The 17,247-nt window shown below is 53.2% G+C and carries 16 protein-coding genes and 1 tRNA gene; 10 read left to right on the top strand and 7 right to left on the bottom strand.

The features are described 5' to 3' along the window. Positions 1 to 31 precede the first annotated feature (31 nt). On the bottom strand, positions 32 to 820 hold the full coding sequence (locus tag WNY38_RS09000) for a sulfite exporter TauE/SafE family protein (RefSeq protein ID WP_342857003.1): 789 nt from the start codon (positions 818 to 820) through the stop codon (positions 32 to 34). Positions 821 to 947: 127 nt separating this feature from the next. On the opposite strand from WNY38_RS09000, the gene mdh reads away from it, so the two are divergent. From mdh to lpdA, 8 genes are all read left to right on the top strand, one after another. Next, on the top strand, positions 948 to 1,910 hold the full coding sequence (gene mdh, locus WNY38_RS08995) for a malate dehydrogenase (protein WP_342857002.1): 963 nt from the start codon (positions 948 to 950) through the stop codon (positions 1,908 to 1,910). A gap of 571 nt (positions 1,911 to 2,481) precedes the next feature. Then, entirely contained in the window at positions 2,482 to 2,655 is a 174-nt protein-coding gene (locus WNY38_RS08990; protein ID WP_342857001.1) for a hypothetical protein, read from the top strand. Between the two features lie 309 nt (positions 2,656 to 2,964). Beyond that, positions 2,965 to 4,161 (top strand): ADP-forming succinate--CoA ligase subunit beta, encoded by a 1,197-nt coding sequence (gene sucC, locus WNY38_RS08985; RefSeq protein ID WP_342857000.1) that lies wholly within the window; start codon positions 2,965 to 2,967, stop codon positions 4,159 to 4,161. A 4-nt stretch (positions 4,162 to 4,165) separates the two neighbouring features. After that, a complete protein-coding gene (gene sucD, locus WNY38_RS08980; protein WP_342856999.1) occupies positions 4,166 to 5,050 on the top strand; it encodes a succinate--CoA ligase subunit alpha in 885 nt (294 codons plus the stop codon). A 143-nt stretch (positions 5,051 to 5,193) separates the two neighbouring features. Continuing rightward, positions 5,194 to 8,157 carry a 2-oxoglutarate dehydrogenase E1 component gene (locus WNY38_RS08975; RefSeq protein WP_342856998.1) on the top strand — a complete coding sequence of 988 codons (2,964 nt, stop codon included), beginning with the start codon at positions 5,194 to 5,196 and terminating at the stop codon, positions 8,155 to 8,157. Positions 8,158 to 8,161: 4 nt separating this feature from the next. Continuing rightward, positions 8,162 to 9,649, top strand: a complete 1,488-nt coding sequence (gene odhB, locus WNY38_RS08970; RefSeq protein WP_342856997.1) for a 2-oxoglutarate dehydrogenase complex dihydrolipoyllysine-residue succinyltransferase — start codon at positions 8,162 to 8,164, stop codon at positions 9,647 to 9,649. Between the two features lie 116 nt (positions 9,650 to 9,765). Further along, entirely contained in the window at positions 9,766 to 10,272 is a 507-nt protein-coding gene (locus tag WNY38_RS08965) for a hypothetical protein (protein ID WP_342856996.1), read from the top strand. Positions 10,273 to 10,327: 55 nt separating this feature from the next. Beyond that, positions 10,328 to 11,722, top strand: a complete 1,395-nt coding sequence (gene lpdA / locus WNY38_RS08960; RefSeq protein WP_342856995.1) for a dihydrolipoyl dehydrogenase — start codon at positions 10,328 to 10,330, stop codon at positions 11,720 to 11,722. Between the two features lie 64 nt (positions 11,723 to 11,786). On the opposite strand, the gene WNY38_RS08955 is transcribed toward lpdA, so the two are convergent. The 3 genes from WNY38_RS08955 to WNY38_RS08945 form a co-directional block, all read right to left on the bottom strand. Further along, the gene (locus tag WNY38_RS08955; RefSeq protein WP_342856994.1) at positions 11,787 to 12,269 is read right to left on the bottom strand and encodes an acyl-CoA thioesterase; all 483 of its coding nucleotides are present in this window, start codon (positions 12,267 to 12,269) and stop codon (positions 11,787 to 11,789) included. A gap of 50 nt (positions 12,270 to 12,319) precedes the next feature. Next, complete coding sequence (locus tag WNY38_RS08950) at positions 12,320 to 12,970, bottom strand: GntR family transcriptional regulator (RefSeq protein WP_342857098.1); 651 nt, start codon at positions 12,968 to 12,970, stop codon at positions 12,320 to 12,322. Between the two features lie 102 nt (positions 12,971 to 13,072). Continuing rightward, the gene (locus tag WNY38_RS08945) at positions 13,073 to 13,765 is read right to left on the bottom strand and encodes a SprT family zinc-dependent metalloprotease (protein ID WP_342856993.1); all 693 of its coding nucleotides are present in this window, start codon (positions 13,763 to 13,765) and stop codon (positions 13,073 to 13,075) included. Between the two features lie 191 nt (positions 13,766 to 13,956). Between WNY38_RS08945 and WNY38_RS08940 the strand changes: the two genes are divergently transcribed. Then, complete coding sequence (locus tag WNY38_RS08940; RefSeq protein WP_342856992.1) at positions 13,957 to 14,268, top strand: TIGR02300 family protein; 312 nt, start codon at positions 13,957 to 13,959, stop codon at positions 14,266 to 14,268. Positions 14,269 to 14,385: 117 nt separating this feature from the next. Then, positions 14,386 to 14,461 (top strand) — tRNA-Ala (locus WNY38_RS08935). A 392-nt stretch (positions 14,462 to 14,853) separates the two neighbouring features. Here the strand turns inward: WNY38_RS08935 and WNY38_RS08930 are convergent. The 3 genes from WNY38_RS08930 to WNY38_RS08920 form a co-directional block, all read right to left on the bottom strand. Next, the gene (locus WNY38_RS08930; RefSeq protein ID WP_342856991.1) at positions 14,854 to 15,030 is read right to left on the bottom strand and encodes a hypothetical protein; all 177 of its coding nucleotides are present in this window, start codon (positions 15,028 to 15,030) and stop codon (positions 14,854 to 14,856) included. 63 nt (positions 15,031 to 15,093) lie between these two features. Beyond that, the gene (locus WNY38_RS08925; protein WP_342856990.1) at positions 15,094 to 15,750 is read right to left on the bottom strand and encodes a nucleoside triphosphate hydrolase; all 657 of its coding nucleotides are present in this window, start codon (positions 15,748 to 15,750) and stop codon (positions 15,094 to 15,096) included. Beyond that, complete coding sequence (locus WNY38_RS08920) at positions 15,747 to 17,246, bottom strand: mannitol dehydrogenase family protein (RefSeq protein WP_342856989.1); 1,500 nt, start codon at positions 17,244 to 17,246, stop codon at positions 15,747 to 15,749. Before WNY38_RS08920 ends, WNY38_RS08925 begins: the two co-directional genes overlap by 4 nt. Position 17,247 lies beyond the last annotated feature (1 nt).

The following is a 17,247-nucleotide window of genomic DNA, read 5'->3' as shown; positions in this document are numbered from 1 at the left end:
CCTCACCAAAGGTGAGCGCATCATCTCCCCCTTAGGTGAGTGCATCAAAGATGAGCTTCAGGCCTGTTACAAACAAGAAAACGTAAGTCAGCAAAAAGAAAACGCGATCGGACACACGCCGGTTAAATTGCACGCCGATCACAACACCTATCAGCGCCACAGGCAGCAGGTACAAATCCGCTTGAATCGTGTCTGGCGAGAAAATTCCTAACGCCAGGTAAGGAACGACTTTCAAAACATTAATCACGAAAAAGGCTAGCGCGCCGGTGGCGTGATAGGTGGTTTTATCCAACTGCTGTGTCAGCAGATAAACCGATGCAGGCGGGCCGCCCGCATGGCTGACGAAGCTGGTGAACCCGCTTGCGCTCCCCCAAAACATCCCACCAACCTTGCCCATTTTGCGCCGTGACGGCTTAAGCCAGCCCAGCGCCTTGCCCCCTTGATAGAGCACAAATCCAATCGCAACGAGGCCAATCAACAGACGAAAAACGTCTGGGTTGGTATATTGATACACCAGCCCTGCGATAATGAGACCAGGGATTGCACCATAGATGAGGCGCAATGAAATTTTCAAATCCCATTTGCCCCAATAGGCTCGCAAAGCCGCGATATCCATCACGATCATAAGCGGCAACATCAGCCCAATGGCCTGCCCCGGCGTAAGAATCAGTGCCAAAAAAGGCGTGACGACAATGCCCGATGCAGCGCCGAAGCCCCCCTTAGCCATCCCCGCAAAGATGACAGCGGGAATAGCAAACGCAAAAAAGTATAGATCCAGATGCATGACGTTTTTGGCCCATTTGCTTTGATTTTGTAGCACATTAGGGGTCCCTAAACGCCAGCACCAGCGAAAACACCAGCCACTCTGCACTGCAGCGCACTTGCGCGGCAGCGCACAAATGATTACCCATGCGGCCAATCTTACCAACTGTCCGGAGACACATTCCATGGCTAGACCAAAGATTGCCCTTATCGGCGCAGGCCAAATCGGTGGCACACTTGCACACCTCGCAGCCCTCAAAGAACTCGGCGATGTTATTTTGCTCGACCTCAATGATGGTGCGGCAAAAGGCAAAGCGCTCGACATCGCAGAAGCAGGCCCCTCCGAGGGTTTCGACGCAGCCATGAGCGGCACATCAGACTACGCTGACATCGCAGGCGCAGACGTTTGTATCGTCACTGCTGGTGTTGCACGTAAGCCGGGCATGTCCCGCGATGACCTTTTGGGCATCAACCTCAAAGTGATGAAAGCTGTCGGCGAAGGCATCAAAACCCACGCGCCAAACGCATTCGTAATTTGTATCACAAACCCGCTCGATGCGATGGTTTGGGCGTTGCAAGAATTCTCAGGCCTTCCAACTGAAAAAGTTGTTGGCATGGCTGGTGTTCTAGATTCCGCACGCTTCCGTCACTTCTTGGCTGAAGAATTCGGCGTATCCATGAAAGACGTCACAGCGTTTGTTCTTGGCGGCCACGGCGACACAATGGTTCCATCTGTGCGCTACTCCACAGTTGGCGGCATCCCACTCCCAGATCTCGTAGAAATGGGCTGGACCACACAAGACAAACTTGACGCAATCGTTCAGCGTACTCGTGATGGTGGCGCTGAAATCGTTGGCTTGCTCAAAACAGGCTCAGCGTTCTACGCCCCTGCGACATCCGCGATTGAAATGGCGGAAAGCTACCTGAAAGACCAAAAACGCGTTCTGCCATGTGCAGCTTACTGCGACGGTCAATTTGGTCTCGACGGTTTCTACGTTGGCGTGCCAACAGTGATCGGCGCTGGCGGCATCGAGCGCGTCATCGACATCAAAATGTCCAAAGAAGAGCAAGTCATGTTCGACAAATCTGTCGAAGCTGTCAAAGGCCTTGTGGCTGCTTGTAAAGAAATCGATCCATCTTTGGCATAAGCCAAGGCAAATCGACGAACTCGAAGGCCGGATCATCGCGATCCGGCCTTTTTTCTTTAATTCAAGATTTTCCCGGGTGCCACGTCACACTTTGCGACGCACATTACTGGGACAGCCCAGAACACAAACGCGGCCCGAACCACCACTTGAAACGACAAAAAAATCAATGCAAATGCAGCGTTTCGTCGAACAAATGCGACTGGGTTTTGCGCTGAGAGCAGTACAATCACCACTTGGGGACAAACTGACTTTTCTAGCGTTTTTCGGTTTCCCACAAAATTATACGATCATGTTCCGCGGCCACACTTCAAACCTTTTGGCATGTACCTCAATCGCGGCGTCAGCGGGCATGCAGTCGGCAAATCATTGTACCGTGCTGGCGCACCATTAGATCTTGGTATCCACTTTGCAACGCCGCCCGACAGCCGCGATCCAGCGAAACGCGTTGGATGCGATGTGCCACTTTACCATTTCGTTGACGTAACCCCATTGCACTTTTTATTGAAAATGCTCAGGCGCGCATGCCCAGAACGCAGATAAGATTGAACGGTTTCTTCGAACGTTAAAATCAGTGACCGCTGCACAAACCACAGCCTATCGCGCGCTCTTGGTGCTTCAAGAGATTCCTGTCGTCCTACAAGGTTGCGACAGGCTTGGTCTAAGCGTTGAGCAGCTTGACGCAAGCCTGCGTGATCAAAATGCCGAGTTCTTTGAGATGGCCGCACTCGCGTATTGGGGAGATTGAATGTCTCTCGACAAGACCAGCCATTTGTATGGCAGAACCTGCAGGATTGGTACACATCACACTTCGGTCAATAGGCCTAACATACAAAAACGTCGCGAGATCGATCCCCCAAGCACCACATGACCATGATTCCCCCATATAATCGATAATCGCATCGCGTTTGCGCTAACTGTGATCACAGGTTTTCAAGCTGTGATCACAAATTCGATAAAAACTGCTTTAAGGACGTATTTTCGGAAAAAACTGTTCCTTAATCATATTCGTGTGTGTCATGTCACAAGGGAATAAAACTTAGGATGGGACACATTCATGAATATTCATGAGTATCAGGCGAAGGCATTGCTTCGCACATACGGCGCACCGGTTTCTGAAGGGCGGGCTGTTTTGAACGCAGCCGATGCAAAAGCAGCAGCGGGCGAAATGGACGGACCTCTTTGGGTCGTCAAAGCACAAATCCACGCAGGTGGACGCGGCAAGGGTACATTCGTTGAACCTGCAGCTGGCGAAAAAGGCGGCGTGCGTTTGGCGTTCTCCGTTGAAGAAGCTGCTCAGCACGCGCAACAAATGCTCGGTCAGACTTTGGTCACGCACCAAACTGGTCCTGCTGGCAAACAAGTCAACCGCATCTACATCGAAGATGGTTCTGACATCGAGACAGAGCTGTACTTGGCTTTGCTCGTTGATCGTCAAACCTCTCGCGTGTCTTTTGTGTGCTCCACTGAAGGCGGCATGGACATCGAAGAAGTGGCCGCGAACACACCTGAGAAAATCTTGTCATTCTCTGTTGATCCTGCATGCGGATACCAAGCGTTCCACGGCCGTCGCGTCGCATTCGCTTTGGGCCTCGAGGGCGCACAAGTCAAACAGTGTGTCAAATTGATGGGCAACCTCTACCGTGCTTTCATTGAGAAAGACATGGAGATGCTGGAAATCAACCCGCTCATCGTTCTTGAGAAAACTTTGGACCTCAAAGTTCTCGACGCGAAAGTGTCCTTCGATGGCAACGCAATGTACCGTCACCCAGACATCGCGGAATTGCGCGACGAAACCGAAGAAGATCCAAAAGAGCTCGCAGCCTCCAAGCACGACCTCAACTACATCGCTCTCGACGGCGAAATCGGTTGTATGGTGAACGGCGCTGGCTTGGCGATGGCCACTATGGACATCATCAAACTCTACGGCGCAGAGCCTGCAAACTTCCTTGATGTTGGCGGCGGTGCGACGAAAGAGAAAGTGACTGAAGCTTTCAAAATCATCACTTCTGATCCAAACGTCAAAGGCATCCTCGTGAACATCTTCGGCGGCATCATGCGCTGTGATGTGATCGCAGAAGGCGTGATCGCGGCTGTGAAAGAAGTTGGCTTGCAGGTTCCACTCGTTGTGCGCTTAGAGGGCACAAACGTTGAGCTTGGCAAAGACATCATCAAGAACTCCGGTTTGAACGTGATTGCTGCTGACGACCTGAAAGACGGCGCGCAGAAAATCGTTAAAGCGGTGAAAGGATAATACCATGGCCATTCTCGTAAACGAAAACACACGCGTGATCTGTCAGGGCCTCACAGGCTCACAGGGCACATTCCACTCAGAGCAAGCGATTGCTTACGGCACCAAAATGGTTGGCGGCGTGACACCAGGCAAAGGCGGCATGACCCACCTTGATTTGCCTGTGTTCAACTCCGTACACGAAGCACGCCATGTGACAGAAGCAAATGCTTCTGTGATCTACGTGCCTCCGCCCTTCGCAGCGGATTCAATCCTTGAGGCGATCGACGCCGAAATGGAATTGATCATCTGTATCACGGAAGGCATTCCAGTTTTGGACATGATGAAAGTGAAGCGCGCTTTGGAAGGGTCCAAATCCCGTCTCATCGGACCAAACTGCCCAGGCGTTATCACACCTGACGCTTGTAAAATCGGCATCATGCCAGGCCACATCCACAACCGTGGGTCTGTTGGTGTTGTGTCCCGTTCCGGTACATTGACATACGAAGCTGTGAAACAAACCTCTGATCTGGGCCTCGGCCAATCCACAGCTGTGGGCATCGGCGGCGACCCCATCAAAGGGTCTGAGCACATCGACATCTTGGACATGTTCCTCAACGATGACGAAACACAGTCCATCATCATGATCGGCGAAATCGGCGGCTCTGCAGAAGAAGAAGCCGCTGAATTCCTCGCAGAGCAGCGCAAAAAAGGCCGTTGGAAACCAACAGCTGGCTTTATCGCTGGTCGCACAGCGCCTCCCGGCCGTCGCATGGGCCACGCTGGCGCGATTGTTGCTGGTGGTAAAGGTGATGCGGAAAGCAAAATCGAAGCCATGAAATCTGCTGGTATCATTGTGGCGGATAGCCCTGCGACACTCGGCGAAGCTGTTATGGCAGCAATCAAAGCCTAATTTCTGGCCTTGCGCTTAAAAATCGCCTGCGCCTTTGACTTTAAAGGCGCAGGCTTAGCTTTATAAACGATGCGCATGTTTATATGTGCATCATACGATACCAAACACAAAACCGCACAGACACCCAACCCAAGGTCATCCTCATGTCAGACCATAACGACAACGACATCTTCCACGCGTCTTCCTTTATGCAAGGCCACAATGCGGAATACCTCGAACAGATGTATGCCCGCTACGCCACCGACCCGTCTTCTGTTGATGCAGCTTGGGGAGAGTTTTTCCAAAGCTTGGGCGATGCGCCAGCCGATGCACAAGCCGAGGCAGCTGGACCTTCATGGGGTCGCGCCGACTGGCCACCTGTGCCAAACGATGACCTGACCGCAGCCATGGACGGCCAATGGGCACCAGAGCCAGCCGCGGCAGAGAAAAAAATCAAAGCCAAAGCCGCTGAAAAAGGCGTCGCGGTGTCTGACGAGCAAGTCAAACGCGCCGTGCTGGATTCCATCCGCGCGCTTATGATCATTCGCGCCTACCGTATTCGCGGCCACTTGGTTGCCGATCTTGACCCGCTCAAGATGAAAGCAGACACGCCACATCCTGAGCTTGATCCAAAATCTTACGGCTTCACTGACGCCGACATGGATCGCCCGATTTTCATCGACAACGTGCTGGGCCTGCAAATGGCTTCGATGCGTCAGATCATCGACATCGTGAAGCGCACCTACTGTGGCACCTTCGCGATGCAATACATGCATATTTCCGACCCCGAACAAGCGGGTTGGCTGAAAGAACGCATCGAAGGCTACGGCAAAGAAATCCAGTTCACCCGTGAAGGTCGCAAAGCCATCCTGAACAAACTGGTCGAAGCCGAAGGTTTTGAGAAATTTCTGCACGTCAAATACATGGGGACCAAACGGTTCGGCCTTGATGGTGGTGAAAGCTTGATCCCAGCGATGGAGCAGATCATCAAACGTGGCGGCAACTTGGGCGTCAAAGAGATCATCATCGGCATGCCGCACCGTGGGCGTTTGTCCGTGTTGTCCAACGTGATGTCCAAACCTTACCGCGCGATCTTCCACGAATTCCAAGGTGGTTCTTTCAAGCCAGAAGACGTCGACGGCTCAGGCGATGTGAAATACCACCTCGGCGCATCTTCAGATCGCGAATTTGACGGCAACTCTGTGCACCTGTCTTTGACAGCCAACCCATCGCACCTCGAGGCGGTGAACCCTGTTGTGCTTGGTAAAGTGCGCGCGAAAACAGACCAAAACAATGATGCCGAGCGCACATCTGTGATCCCTGTGCTGTTGCACGGCGATGCGGCCTTCGCGGGCCAAGGCGTGGTTGCGGAATGTTTCGGTCTTTCAGGCCTGCGCGGCCACAGAACTGGCGGCACGATCCACATCGTTGTGAACAACCAAATCGGTTTCACCACTGCGCCGCATTTCTCACGCTCAAGCCCCTACCCAACAGACAACGCTTTGGTCGTTGAGGCACCAATCTTCCACGTGAACGGTGACGATCCCGAAGCTGTTGTACACGCGGCAAAAGTGGCCACCGAGTTCCGTCAAAAGTTCCACAAAGACGTCGTCATCGACATCTTCTGTTACCGCCGCTTTGGTCACAACGAAGGCGACGAGCCGATGTTCACCAATCCAGCGATGTACACAACGATCAAAAAGCACAAGACCACCTTGCAGCTTTACACTGAACGTTTGGTGAAAGACGGCCTCATCCCTGAGGGCGAAATCGAAGATATGAAAGCCGCCTTCCAAGCGCATCTGAATGATGAGTTTGAAGCTGGCAAAAACTTCAAACCAAACCGCGCAGACTGGTTGGATGGGCGCTGGTCGCACATCAACAAAGAAGGCGACGAATACCAGCGTGGACAAACATCCATTTCTGTGGACACCATGCAAGAAGTTGGCAAGGCTTTGTCAACCCAACCTGACCACGTGACTGTCCACAAAACAGTAACGCGTCAATTGGATGCCAAGGCCAAAATGTTCGAAGATGGCAAAGGCTTTGACTGGGCAACAGGCGAAGCTTTGGCATTCGGATCACTTTTGACCGAAGGCTACCCTGTACGTCTAGCGGGGCAAGATTCCACACGCGGTACATTCTCGCATCGCCACTCCGCTTTGATCGACCAAAAAACCGAAGACCGTTACTACCCGCTCAACAACATTCGCGACGGGCAATCACAATATGAAGTCATCGACTCCATGTTGTCCGAATACGCTGTGCTTGGATTTGAATACGGCTACTCGCTTGCAGAGCCAAATTCGCTGGTTATGTGGGAAGCACAGTTTGGCGATTTTGCCAACGGCGCGCAGATCATGTTCGACCAATTCATCTCGTCTGGTGAAAGCAAATGGTTGCGTATGTCTGGCCTCGTTATGATGTTGCCACACGGTTATGAAGGCCAAGGCCCAGAGCACTCCTCTGCCCGTCTTGAGCGTTTCTTGCAAATGTGTGGTCAAGACAACTGGATCGTGGCCAACTGTACGACGCCTGCGAACTTCTTCCACATCCTGCGTCGCCAAATTCATCGGTCTTTCCGTAAGCCTCTGGTTTTGATGACACCTAAATCGCTTTTGCGTCACAAGCTTGCGACCTCTGTTGCGGCTGATTTCACCGATGGGTCGTCCTTCCACCGTGTCCTTTGGGATGATGCGGATGCGAGCCACCGTACTGGCAAATCCGACATCACACTCAAGGCTGATGACAAAATCAAACGCGTCGTGATCTGTTCGGGCAAGGTCTACTATGACCTTCTCGAAGCACGCGATGCCGCAGGCAAAGACGACACCTACATCTTGCGTCTCGAGCAGTTCTACCCCTTCCCAGCCCTATCGTTGGTCAAGGAACTTGAGCGTTTCAAAGGTGCAGAAGTCGTTTGGTGTCAAGAAGAGCCCAAAAATCAAGGTGGTTGGACATTCGTTGAGCCAAACATCGAGTGGGTTCTCACCCGTATCAAAGCCAAACATACCCGTCCGGTTTACGCCGGTCGCAACGCCTCCGCGTCGCCAGCCACTGGTCTCGCATCCCAACACAAAGCACAACAACTGGCGCTCGTGAACGACGCGCTGAATATCAAAGGGTAATCCAATGTCTGTTGAAGTCCGCGTCCCAACCCTAGGCGAAAGCGTCTCCGAGGCCACCGTTGCAACTTGGTTCAAAAAACCAGGCGACGCTGTTGCCGTTGATGAAATGCTTTGCGAGCTAGAAACCGATAAAGTCACAGTCGAAGTACCCTCCCCTGCGGCGGGCACACTCGGCGAAATCATTGCTGCCGAAGGCGAAACAGTTGGCGTTGATGCCCTGCTTGCGACTTTGAATGCTGGCGAAGGTGCGGCTCCTGCACCTGCTGCGACCTCCGCTCCAGCTGCCGCAGCGCCTGCCGCTGGTGACTCATCTGTCGATGTTATGGTGCCAACACTTGGCGAATCCGTAACTGAGGCCACCGTGGCAACTTGGTTCAAAGCTGTCGGCGACACCGTCGCGCAAGACGAAATGCTCTGCGAGCTTGAGACCGACAAAGTCTCTGTCGAAGTGCCTTCGCCTGCTGCCGGTGTTTTGACCGAAATCGTAGCCGCCGAAGGCGACACCGTTGACGCGACTGCCAAACTTGCTGTGATTTCTTCTGGTGCGGACGCTGTTGCTGCGGCTCCTGCTGCTGCGGCGGCTCCTGCTGCAACCACAGGCAAAGACATCGAGAACGCACCATCCGCCAACAAACTGATGGCTGAAAACGGTGTGAACCCAGCGGCTGTGTCCGGCACTGGCAAAGATGGCCGCATCATGAAAGACGATGCGCTCAAAGCCATCTCAGCACCAAAAGCAGCCCCTGCGCCTGCTGCCGCTGCACCACGTGCGCCTTCCGCACCAGCAGATGCTGCCCGCGAAGAGCGTGTAAAAATGACAAAACTGCGCCAGACCATTGCGCGCCGCTTGAAAGAGTCACAAAACACCGCCGCGATGCTCACCACCTACAACGAAGTCGACATGACTGAAGTGATGGCGCTGCGCAACGAATACAAAGACCTGTTCTTGAAAAAGCACGGCGTGAAATTGGGCTTCATGTCCTTCTTCACCAAAGCTTGTATGCACGCTCTGAATGAAGTGCCTGAAGTGAACGCCGAAATCGACGGCACAGACATCGTCTACAAAAACTACGTCAACATGGGCATCGCTGCTGGCACGCCAACCGGTCTCGTTGTGCCTGTGATCCGTGACTGTGATCAGCTGTCATTTGCAGGCATCGAAAAAGCGATCGCTGAAAAAGGCGCACGTGCTCGTGACGGCAAGCTCTCCATGGCAGAAATGCAAGGCGGCACATTCACCATCTCAAACGGTGGCGTCTACGGTTCCTTGATGTCTTCACCTATCTTGAACCCTCCACAGTCCGGCATCCTCGGCATGCACAAAATCCAAGACCGCCCAATGGCGATCAAAGGCCAAGTTGTGATCCGTCCGATGATGTACCTTGCCTTGTCTTACGATCACCGCATCGTTGACGGCAAAGGCGCTGTGACCTTCCTTGTGCGTGTGAAAGAAGCACTGGAAGACCCACGTCGTTTGTTGATGGATCTGTAAAAGTTTTTGGGGCGGCATCGTAAGGTACCGCCCTTTTTCTTTTCCATCTTTCTGATGTTATAAAGGCATTTATGCACGCGCCATCGCCTCAAACAATTCAAGCTATAGAGTATATTATGACACGTAAATTTTTCTTGATTGCTGCTGCGCTCGCAACCCTCTCAGCGTGTGAAGTTGCAGATATTACACAGGCCCCAATTCCATATACAGCAACGAAGAACCTCAAAGCAAAGGGCACACACAATTTCACAGCACGAACCTTTGTGAAATCCAGCAAAGGGCGCAACGAAGTATCCGGAATTCCGTGTACGTTCACTGCAGACGGGTTTAAAGCAAGTTTCGTGACCCCTGCCCTTGTGACAACGCCAGACATGGGGCAGCGCACGCCACCAGCGTCGATAACATGCAAATATAAAGACGTCAGCAAGCTTGAGATTATGCCCGCCGTGAATATTACGGTTCGCGACATTACAGCTTCAGCGCGCAGCTATGGCTATGGCAGCGGCCTCGTCGGCTTGGTTGTTGCTGGCATTTCAGAGTCATCTCAAAAAAGCCGCCGCGATGCCACGCTCGATGTTTACGGCTACAACAATGTAATTGTTCAGCTCGATATCGAAGATTAATCCAAGAAAAGTACGGGGCACCGCCCCTTACACAAAAAGCCCAAGGAGAAAACCAATGGCTTCCTACGACGTCATCATCATCGGTGCAGGCCCTGGCGGCTATGTTTCCGCGATCCGCTGTGCGCAACTTGGCCTGAAAACGGCTGTTGTTGAAGGCCGCGACACACTGGGCGGTACTTGCCTCAACGTGGGCTGTATCCCCTCCAAAGCGCTATTGAACGCGACGCATCATCTGCACGAAGCCGAGCACAACTTTGCGAAGATGGGCCTTAAAGGCAAATCGCCGTCCGTCGACTGGAACCAGATGAAAGCCTACAAAGATGACGTTGTTGGCCAGAACACTGGCGGCATCGAATTCTTGTTCAAAAAGAACAAAATCGACTGGATCAAAGGCTGGGCGACTATCCCTGCGGCTGGCAAAGTCAAAGTCGGCGACGACGTACATGAGGCGAAAAACATCGTCATCGCGTCCGGTTCGGTGCCGTCTTCTCTCCCTGGTATCGAGGTCGACAATGAGGCTGGCGTTGTGGTCGATTCCACAGGCGCGCTTGAATTGCCAAAAGTACCAAAGAAAATGACCGTGATCGGCGCAGGCGTCATCGGGCTTGAGCTCGGTTCTGTCTACGCCCGTCTTGGCACCGAAGTGACCGTCGTGGAATACATGGACGCCATCACTCCTGGCATGGACGCAGATGTTCAGCGCAGCTTCAAAAAACTGCTTGAAAAGCAAGGTCTGCAATTCATCATGGGCGCAGCTGTTCAAGGTGTTGAAGCGAATAAAACCAAAGCCAAAGTGTCTTACAAACTCAAGAAAGGCGAGTCTGAGCACGTGCTTGACGCGGATGTCGTTCTTGTCGCCACAGGTCGCAAAGCCTTCACCGACGGTCTTGGCTTGGCTGAGGTTGGCGTTGAATTCACTGAACGCGGTCAGGTTAAAACCGATGCGCATTGGGCGACCAATGTTGCTGGCATCTACGCCATCGGTGACGCCATCGTCGGGCCGATGCTGGCACACAAAGCCGAAGACGAAGGCATGGCCGTCGCAGAAGTTCTTGCGGGCAAACATGGCCACGTGAACTACGACGTGATCCCAGGCGTGATCTACACATCACCAGAGGTCGCAACTGTCGGCAAAACCGAAGCGGCACTCAAAGCCGAAGGTCGCAACATCAAAGTCGGCAAGTTCTCGTTCATGGGCAATGCCCGTGCGAAAGCTGTGTTCCAAGGCGACGGTTTCGTGAAACTCATCGCCGATGCGGATACAGACCGCCTGCTGGGCGCTGCGATCATCGGTCCATCAGCTGGCGACATGATCCACGAAATCTGTGTTGCGATGGAATACGGCGGATCAGCGCAAGATGTTGCCATGACTTGCCATGCGCACCCGACCTATTCCGAAGCCGTTCGTGAAGCTGCATTGGCTTTGGGCGACGGCGCGATCCACGCGTAAGTACGAGATAAGAGAATATGAAAAGGCGCCCTTGTGGCGCCTTTTTTAGTTTCCAGCTTTCGCGCTATTTGCTCAGATTTGAGATCTCTTGCATCCGTGCGGCATGCTCTTTACGCAGCTCTTTGCGCAACTCAGCAGCGCGCCAACGACGACGATCCAATTCAGTCATCGGCTGAAACTGCGGCGCAGCGATGGGTTTGCCCGCCTCATCCACCGCGATCATCGTAAAGTAGCAGCTATTGGTGTGACGCACTTTACGGGTGCGGATATTTTCCGCCTCAACCCGCATTCCGATTTCCATCGACGAACGCCCCACGTGGTTCACAGACGCGCGAAAATGCACCAATTCGCCCACATGAATAGGCTCTTTGAACACCACCTGATCCACCGACAGCGTCACCGCATATTTCGCTGAAAAGCGCGAGGCACAAGAGAAAGCCACGAGATCGAGAATTTTCAACAACGCGCCCCCATGCACCTTGCCTGAAAAGTTCGCCATTTCTGGCGTCATGAGTTCGGTCATTTCTAAAAAGCGTGCGTTTTCCATTGGGATCTCATTTATTTTTTTTAGGGGTCTGTCAGATGAAAGGAGCGGCGTCAAACAGCGAGCAATCGCAACCCTTGGGTCACATCAGAACGCAATGCAAGCCGCAACCCAGGTTCATCGCCGGCGCGCAACGCAGCCACGATAAGTCTGTGATTGTGCGGAACTTCGGTACGATTGAGCCGCGCATAAAGGGCGCGCATTGTGGGCCCTAGCTGCAACCAGACGGTTTCGGTCATGGCCAACATCGCGGGCGCTTGGGCACGCAAATAAAGCGTGCGGTGAAATTCAAGATTGGTGCGGATATAGCCTACATCATCATGTTTTGCTGCACATTCAGCAATTGAGGCATTGATCGCTTGCAACCGATCGATCAGCGCCAAGTGTGCACGCGGCAAAGCCCGTGAGGCCAATTCAGGTTCGATCAGCGCGCGAATAGATGCAAGTTCTTCAAGGCGCTCATTGGACAGCTCAGGTGTGCTGACGCGGCCTGAAGACGACAAAGACAGTCCGCCATCGGCTACGAGTCGGCGCACCGCTTCGCGCGCTGGCGTCATAGATACCCCAAAGGTCTTGCCAATCCCGCGCAGGGTCATGGACTGTCCAGGACGCACTTCGCCATGCATGATTTGGGTGCGCAGCGTCCGGTAGACACGATCATGTGCTGACGTTGCGGTTTCATTGGGTTTTGGAGCTTGAATCATCATTATATCAATGTGATCACAAACACCTGCGACGTCAATTGCCCTCTCATTCTGGTTGATCAAAGACGTCAACCGTGACCAATTGGTCGCCTTTTGAATCGTCTAAGCCTTAAACTTCCACGCATGTAGGACCTGCCCGTCGGTGCGCAGCCAATCGCGGTGGGTCGCATAATTAGGGCAGACCCGTGCTACATGCGCCCAAAATCGATCTGAGTGGTTCATTTCCAACCGGTGCGCCACCTCATGGGCAGCAACGTAATCCAACACAGCGATAGGCGCCATAACAAGCCGCCAAGAATACATAAGATTGCCATCGCTCGTGCAAGACCCCCAACGCGACCGCGTATCTCTGATGGTCAGTCGACCATAATCGGTGCTCAATGCTTTGGCGTATTTATCAGAAGCCGCGCGCAGATAGGTCTTGGCCTGTAGTTTAAAGAACGCCTCAATCCGTGGACCGACCATATTGGCAGCACTTGGCACCAACAACCTATCGCCATCAAGACGCGCGGCCCGCCCTGTTCCCGTGACCACAGACACCTGTTGACCAAGGAATGGTACAGTCGATCCAATCGACGCAACACGCCCCTCAGGCAGCTGTTCTAGGTTGTCGCGAATCCAACTTTCTTTCTCTCGCAAAAATGCCATAGCCGCACGTTCACTAGCGCGGGGCGGCAAAGACAGTGTGACACGTCCATCCAAACGCGACACCCTCAACGACAGCCTGCGTGCGCGCGCCGAACGCCGCAACACCACAGATACTGGGGGGTCGCCATCTAAGATTGCTTGATCCATTGTCGCGCGCCTGTCTGCGGGGCTAAGGGGGGTAACAAGCCCACATGAGGGCCTTAGGGCAAGAGTACCCCCGCACAAGACGACAGACCACACCCAAAACACCTCGAAAACCGAAAAGCCTTTGACACGCCCCAATTGATATGGCATGGCGCGTCAATCCGAAATGGAACGACACGACGAAAGGGATTGTCATGCCCAAAGAAGAATGGGGCGTAAAGCGCCTCTGCCCAACAAGCGGCAAACGATTTTTCGACCTCAACAAGGACCCAATCGTTTCGCCATACACTGGCGAAGTGGTGACGTTTGACTTGAACAACAAATCGCGCGTTGCAGCTGCCGAGAAAAAAGCGCCCGTCGAAGAAGAAATCGATGAAGTGGACGAGCTTTTGGTCGTCGACGACGATGCAGACATCGATATTGATGATGATCTGCTAGAAGACGACGATGACGACAACGTTTCACTTGATGAAATCGCTGACGTTGCCTCAGACGACGACGACTAAATTCACGTCACAGCCGACTTTTTGCTTGAACTTCAAGCTGAGTCGCAATACCTAACGCGGCAGGGCGATATAGCCCGCCGCAGACCCGCCAAACTGGCGCGGAACGCACTGGTTTAAGGGGCCTTAGCTCAGTTGGTAGAGCGCTTGCATGGCATGCAAGAGGTCAGGGGTTCGACTCCCCTAGGCTCCACCAGACCCCTATCGCTTAGTTCCAGATAATATTGCAACCCAGTGTTGAGCTGTGGAAACTTTGTCCGAGCTGGCGACCTCTGTACCCTAAAGACGTGAGAATTGTTCTGTCGCAGCGCAGCAAGCAACACTGCGCAGGCGCTGTGACAATCGCATTCTGCCCTTACGCGTAACGACTTGATAAACAGTTAAATCTGTACGCTGCGATGATAAGTTGCCCACGCTACAGACATGAAACAAGCAATCCAACGGAACGTTTCAATCACAACGAACTGGGTGCATGTGTAGGCTCGCATCCACTTCTGTCGAAAGCCGCCTTGACACAAGTTTGCTTAGCTCAGCCCCCACGCAACGATAAGGCGCGCGGCAGCTTTCTCAACACCCAAGTCCTCTGCCTTACATTGCACCAATTCGCGCGCTCAGGTCTTCGCTGGCGGGATCGCTAAGGGCTGCCAAAACAAGAGAGGGGTTGGTCGTACAATCAACAGGAGCATATTTGCGTACAGCAGCCAGTTCACCGGTATAAGCGACGACCGTTGTCATCGTTCTCAGCTGGTCAAGGGCCGAGGTCATACTCAATTCCTAAATTCGAGGGGATATGCGACTGGCACCCTGCCCGCCCTTTGATGACTTATCTCAATCGACATCGCTTTGAGGAAGGGTCAAATCAGCTTTCGTGCTTTCATTAAGGACGCGTTCGGCGTTGGGTAGATCGTTGCCACTAGCGCGCTTCAATGCAGCGTCGGGGCTTAAGCCGTGATCAATCCAGCGCTGCACCAATCTATCACGCAACACCTGACGCGTCGGAGACACAAAGACGCTGGCAGAAAAGAGATCTTTCAACGACGACCAAGGCGCGGATTTGAGCAAAAGGTAGTTGCCCTCGACAACGATAATCGGCGTCTTGGGATGGATGGAAAGCGCGCCAGCAACAGACAGATCCATCCCGCGATCGAAACGAGGGAAAAACAACTCAGCGGATTGATCACTCAAACGACTAAGAGCATCACAGAACCCATGGGCATCAAAAGTTTCTGGCGCGCCTTTGCGCTCAAAAAGCCCCTTGGCCTTTAGGATGACATTATCGAGGTGATACCCATCCATCGGAACAAGTGCGGCCACAGGGATCTCCCCCTCGGCCGCATCATTCAGCGCATCGACAACAGCTTCGGCCAAAGTCGATTTGCCTGACGCAGGTGGACCAGCAATACCGATCACGGTCCTGCTGGTGTGAGACTTTCCGCTTAACGCCAAGGCGCAAACCGCATCAACGTCCGTTTGAAAGCCAGTCATGCGCGCAGACAATCACTTCCTTCGTCTTCCGACATCTCACAATAGGCAGACAAAGCCGCGTCCATTCCATCGTTCCAAATCATGCGCAACCAGTGATCGAAAGCCGCCGAAAACGCAGGATTTTGTGCCAAATCACCATAGATAGACGGTTGATCAAGCCAAACCTGCGGCCGCATGCGCGCGCTCTCAGCTGTTGTCTGAAGCGCGTCCCACATGGGATCATTTGCCTCGATTATGCTGCCATCTTCGCGTGTACCTTGGCACATACGAGCCCAAGCGGCTTCAACCAACGCAAAGCCATTCAAAGGCGTACCTTTTTCGATTGCCTTGCGCACAAGAGGCAAGACAAAACCAGGATGACGAGCGCTTCCGTCATAGGCTACGCGGCGGGTCGTGTCGCCGATTTTGGGATTGGAAAACCGCAGCTTGATCAATGCAACATAGAGTTCCGGCGTCATGCCTGGAACGGCATCGACATGCGGCACAACCTCGTCCAGCGCAACCTTTTCAAACAGCGCCCTAATCAGCGGATGTTCCATACAGTCTGAAATCGTCTCCACTGACAAAACTTCTGCCACATTTGCGATGACTTGGTGACCTGCATTCAGGATCCGAATTTTCATTGTTTCAAAAGCGTGCACATCGTCTGTAAAGGTCACACCGACCTTTTCCCATGCGGGGCGACCCGCACAGAAGTCGTCTTCTATCACCCATTGGCGGAAATTCTCATGGCTCACCGGGGCTGTGTCGTCAATGCCCGCTGCGCGCGCTTTCTCAATCAAAGCAGGGCCAGTGGATGGCACGATAGAATCGACCATAGAGTTTGGGAAGCTACAGTTCTCATTGATCCACTCGGCCAAATCAGGGTCCTGAAGACGCGCAAGGCCAACAATGGTTTGACGTAATACATCGCCATTGCCTTGCAAATTGTCACAACTTTGTGCCGTAAATGGACCCGCGCCAGTTTCGCGCCGTTTTTTCAATGCCGAGATCATAGCGCCAAAGGCTGTGCGCGAGGTGTCAGAGTTCTCTGCGTCATGCACGATATCAGGATGAGCGGTATCAAAGGCTTGGCTTACGGGATCGATATAGTAACCGCTTTCAGTTACAGTGAGCGCGACAATGCGAATGTCAGGCTGCGCCATCCGGTCGATCAATGCGCTGTTGCCATCCTCGATTGCAACGTAGTCAATCATAGAGCCGACCACTTCCATGGACTGCCCTTCTGGAGACAACTCAATCAACGTGGTCATGTAGTTTTGCGCGGCAAGTCGTGAGCGCATATCAGAATCGTAAGACCGCACGCCCGCACCAACAATGGCCCAATCCAGTGCCTCACCTTGCTGCATCAGCCGGTGTAAATACCACGACTGATGCGCACGGTGAAAGTTACCAACTCCGATGTGGACAATGCCCGGCGTTAGAGCGCTGCGATCATAGCTTGGACGTAGAACGTCTTCAGGAAGATCGGCGAGGTTGGCATCATTGAGTTTCATT

This window comes from Pacificibacter sp. AS14 (assembly GCF_038899935.1).
Taxonomy (GTDB): domain Bacteria; phylum Pseudomonadota; class Alphaproteobacteria; order Rhodobacterales; family Rhodobacteraceae; genus Celeribacter.
The sequence above is the reverse complement of the archived record's forward strand: the minus strand, read 5'-3'. Positions and strand labels throughout refer to the sequence as shown.

What these genes read in the sequence shown, in the direction of transcription:
- WNY38_RS08965 (WP_342856996.1), top strand. Translation starts at nt 9,766, where the DNA reads ATGACACGTAAATTTTTCTTGATTGCTGCTGCGCTCGCAACCCTCTCA.
- sucC (WP_342857000.1), top strand. Translation starts at nt 2,965, where the DNA reads ATGAATATTCATGAGTATCAGGCGAAGGCATTGCTTCGCACATACGGC.
- WNY38_RS08930 (WP_342856991.1), bottom strand. Translation starts at nt 15,030, where the DNA reads ATGACCTCGGCCCTTGACCAGCTGAGAACGATGACAACGGTCGTCGCT.
- WNY38_RS08925 (WP_342856990.1), bottom strand. Translation starts at nt 15,750, where the DNA reads ATGACTGGCTTTCAAACGGACGTTGATGCGGTTTGCGCCTTGGCGTTA.
- WNY38_RS08955 (WP_342856994.1), bottom strand. Translation starts at nt 12,269, where the DNA reads ATGGAAAACGCACGCTTTTTAGAAATGACCGAACTCATGACGCCAGAA.
- WNY38_RS08940 (WP_342856992.1), top strand. Translation starts at nt 13,957, where the DNA reads ATGCCCAAAGAAGAATGGGGCGTAAAGCGCCTCTGCCCAACAAGCGGC.
- WNY38_RS08950 (WP_342857098.1), bottom strand. Translation starts at nt 12,970, where the DNA reads ATGATTCAAGCTCCAAAACCCAATGAAACCGCAACGTCAGCACATGAT.
- mdh (WP_342857002.1), top strand. Translation starts at nt 948, where the DNA reads ATGGCTAGACCAAAGATTGCCCTTATCGGCGCAGGCCAAATCGGTGGC.
- sucD (WP_342856999.1), top strand. Translation starts at nt 4,166, where the DNA reads ATGGCCATTCTCGTAAACGAAAACACACGCGTGATCTGTCAGGGCCTC.
- WNY38_RS08975 (WP_342856998.1), top strand. Translation starts at nt 5,194, where the DNA reads ATGTCAGACCATAACGACAACGACATCTTCCACGCGTCTTCCTTTATG.
- WNY38_RS08920 (WP_342856989.1), bottom strand. Translation starts at nt 17,246, where the DNA reads ATGAAACTCAATGATGCCAACCTCGCCGATCTTCCTGAAGACGTTCTA.
- odhB (WP_342856997.1), top strand. Translation starts at nt 8,162, where the DNA reads ATGTCTGTTGAAGTCCGCGTCCCAACCCTAGGCGAAAGCGTCTCCGAG.
- lpdA (WP_342856995.1), top strand. Translation starts at nt 10,328, where the DNA reads ATGGCTTCCTACGACGTCATCATCATCGGTGCAGGCCCTGGCGGCTAT.
- WNY38_RS08945 (WP_342856993.1), bottom strand. Translation starts at nt 13,765, where the DNA reads ATGGATCAAGCAATCTTAGATGGCGACCCCCCAGTATCTGTGGTGTTG.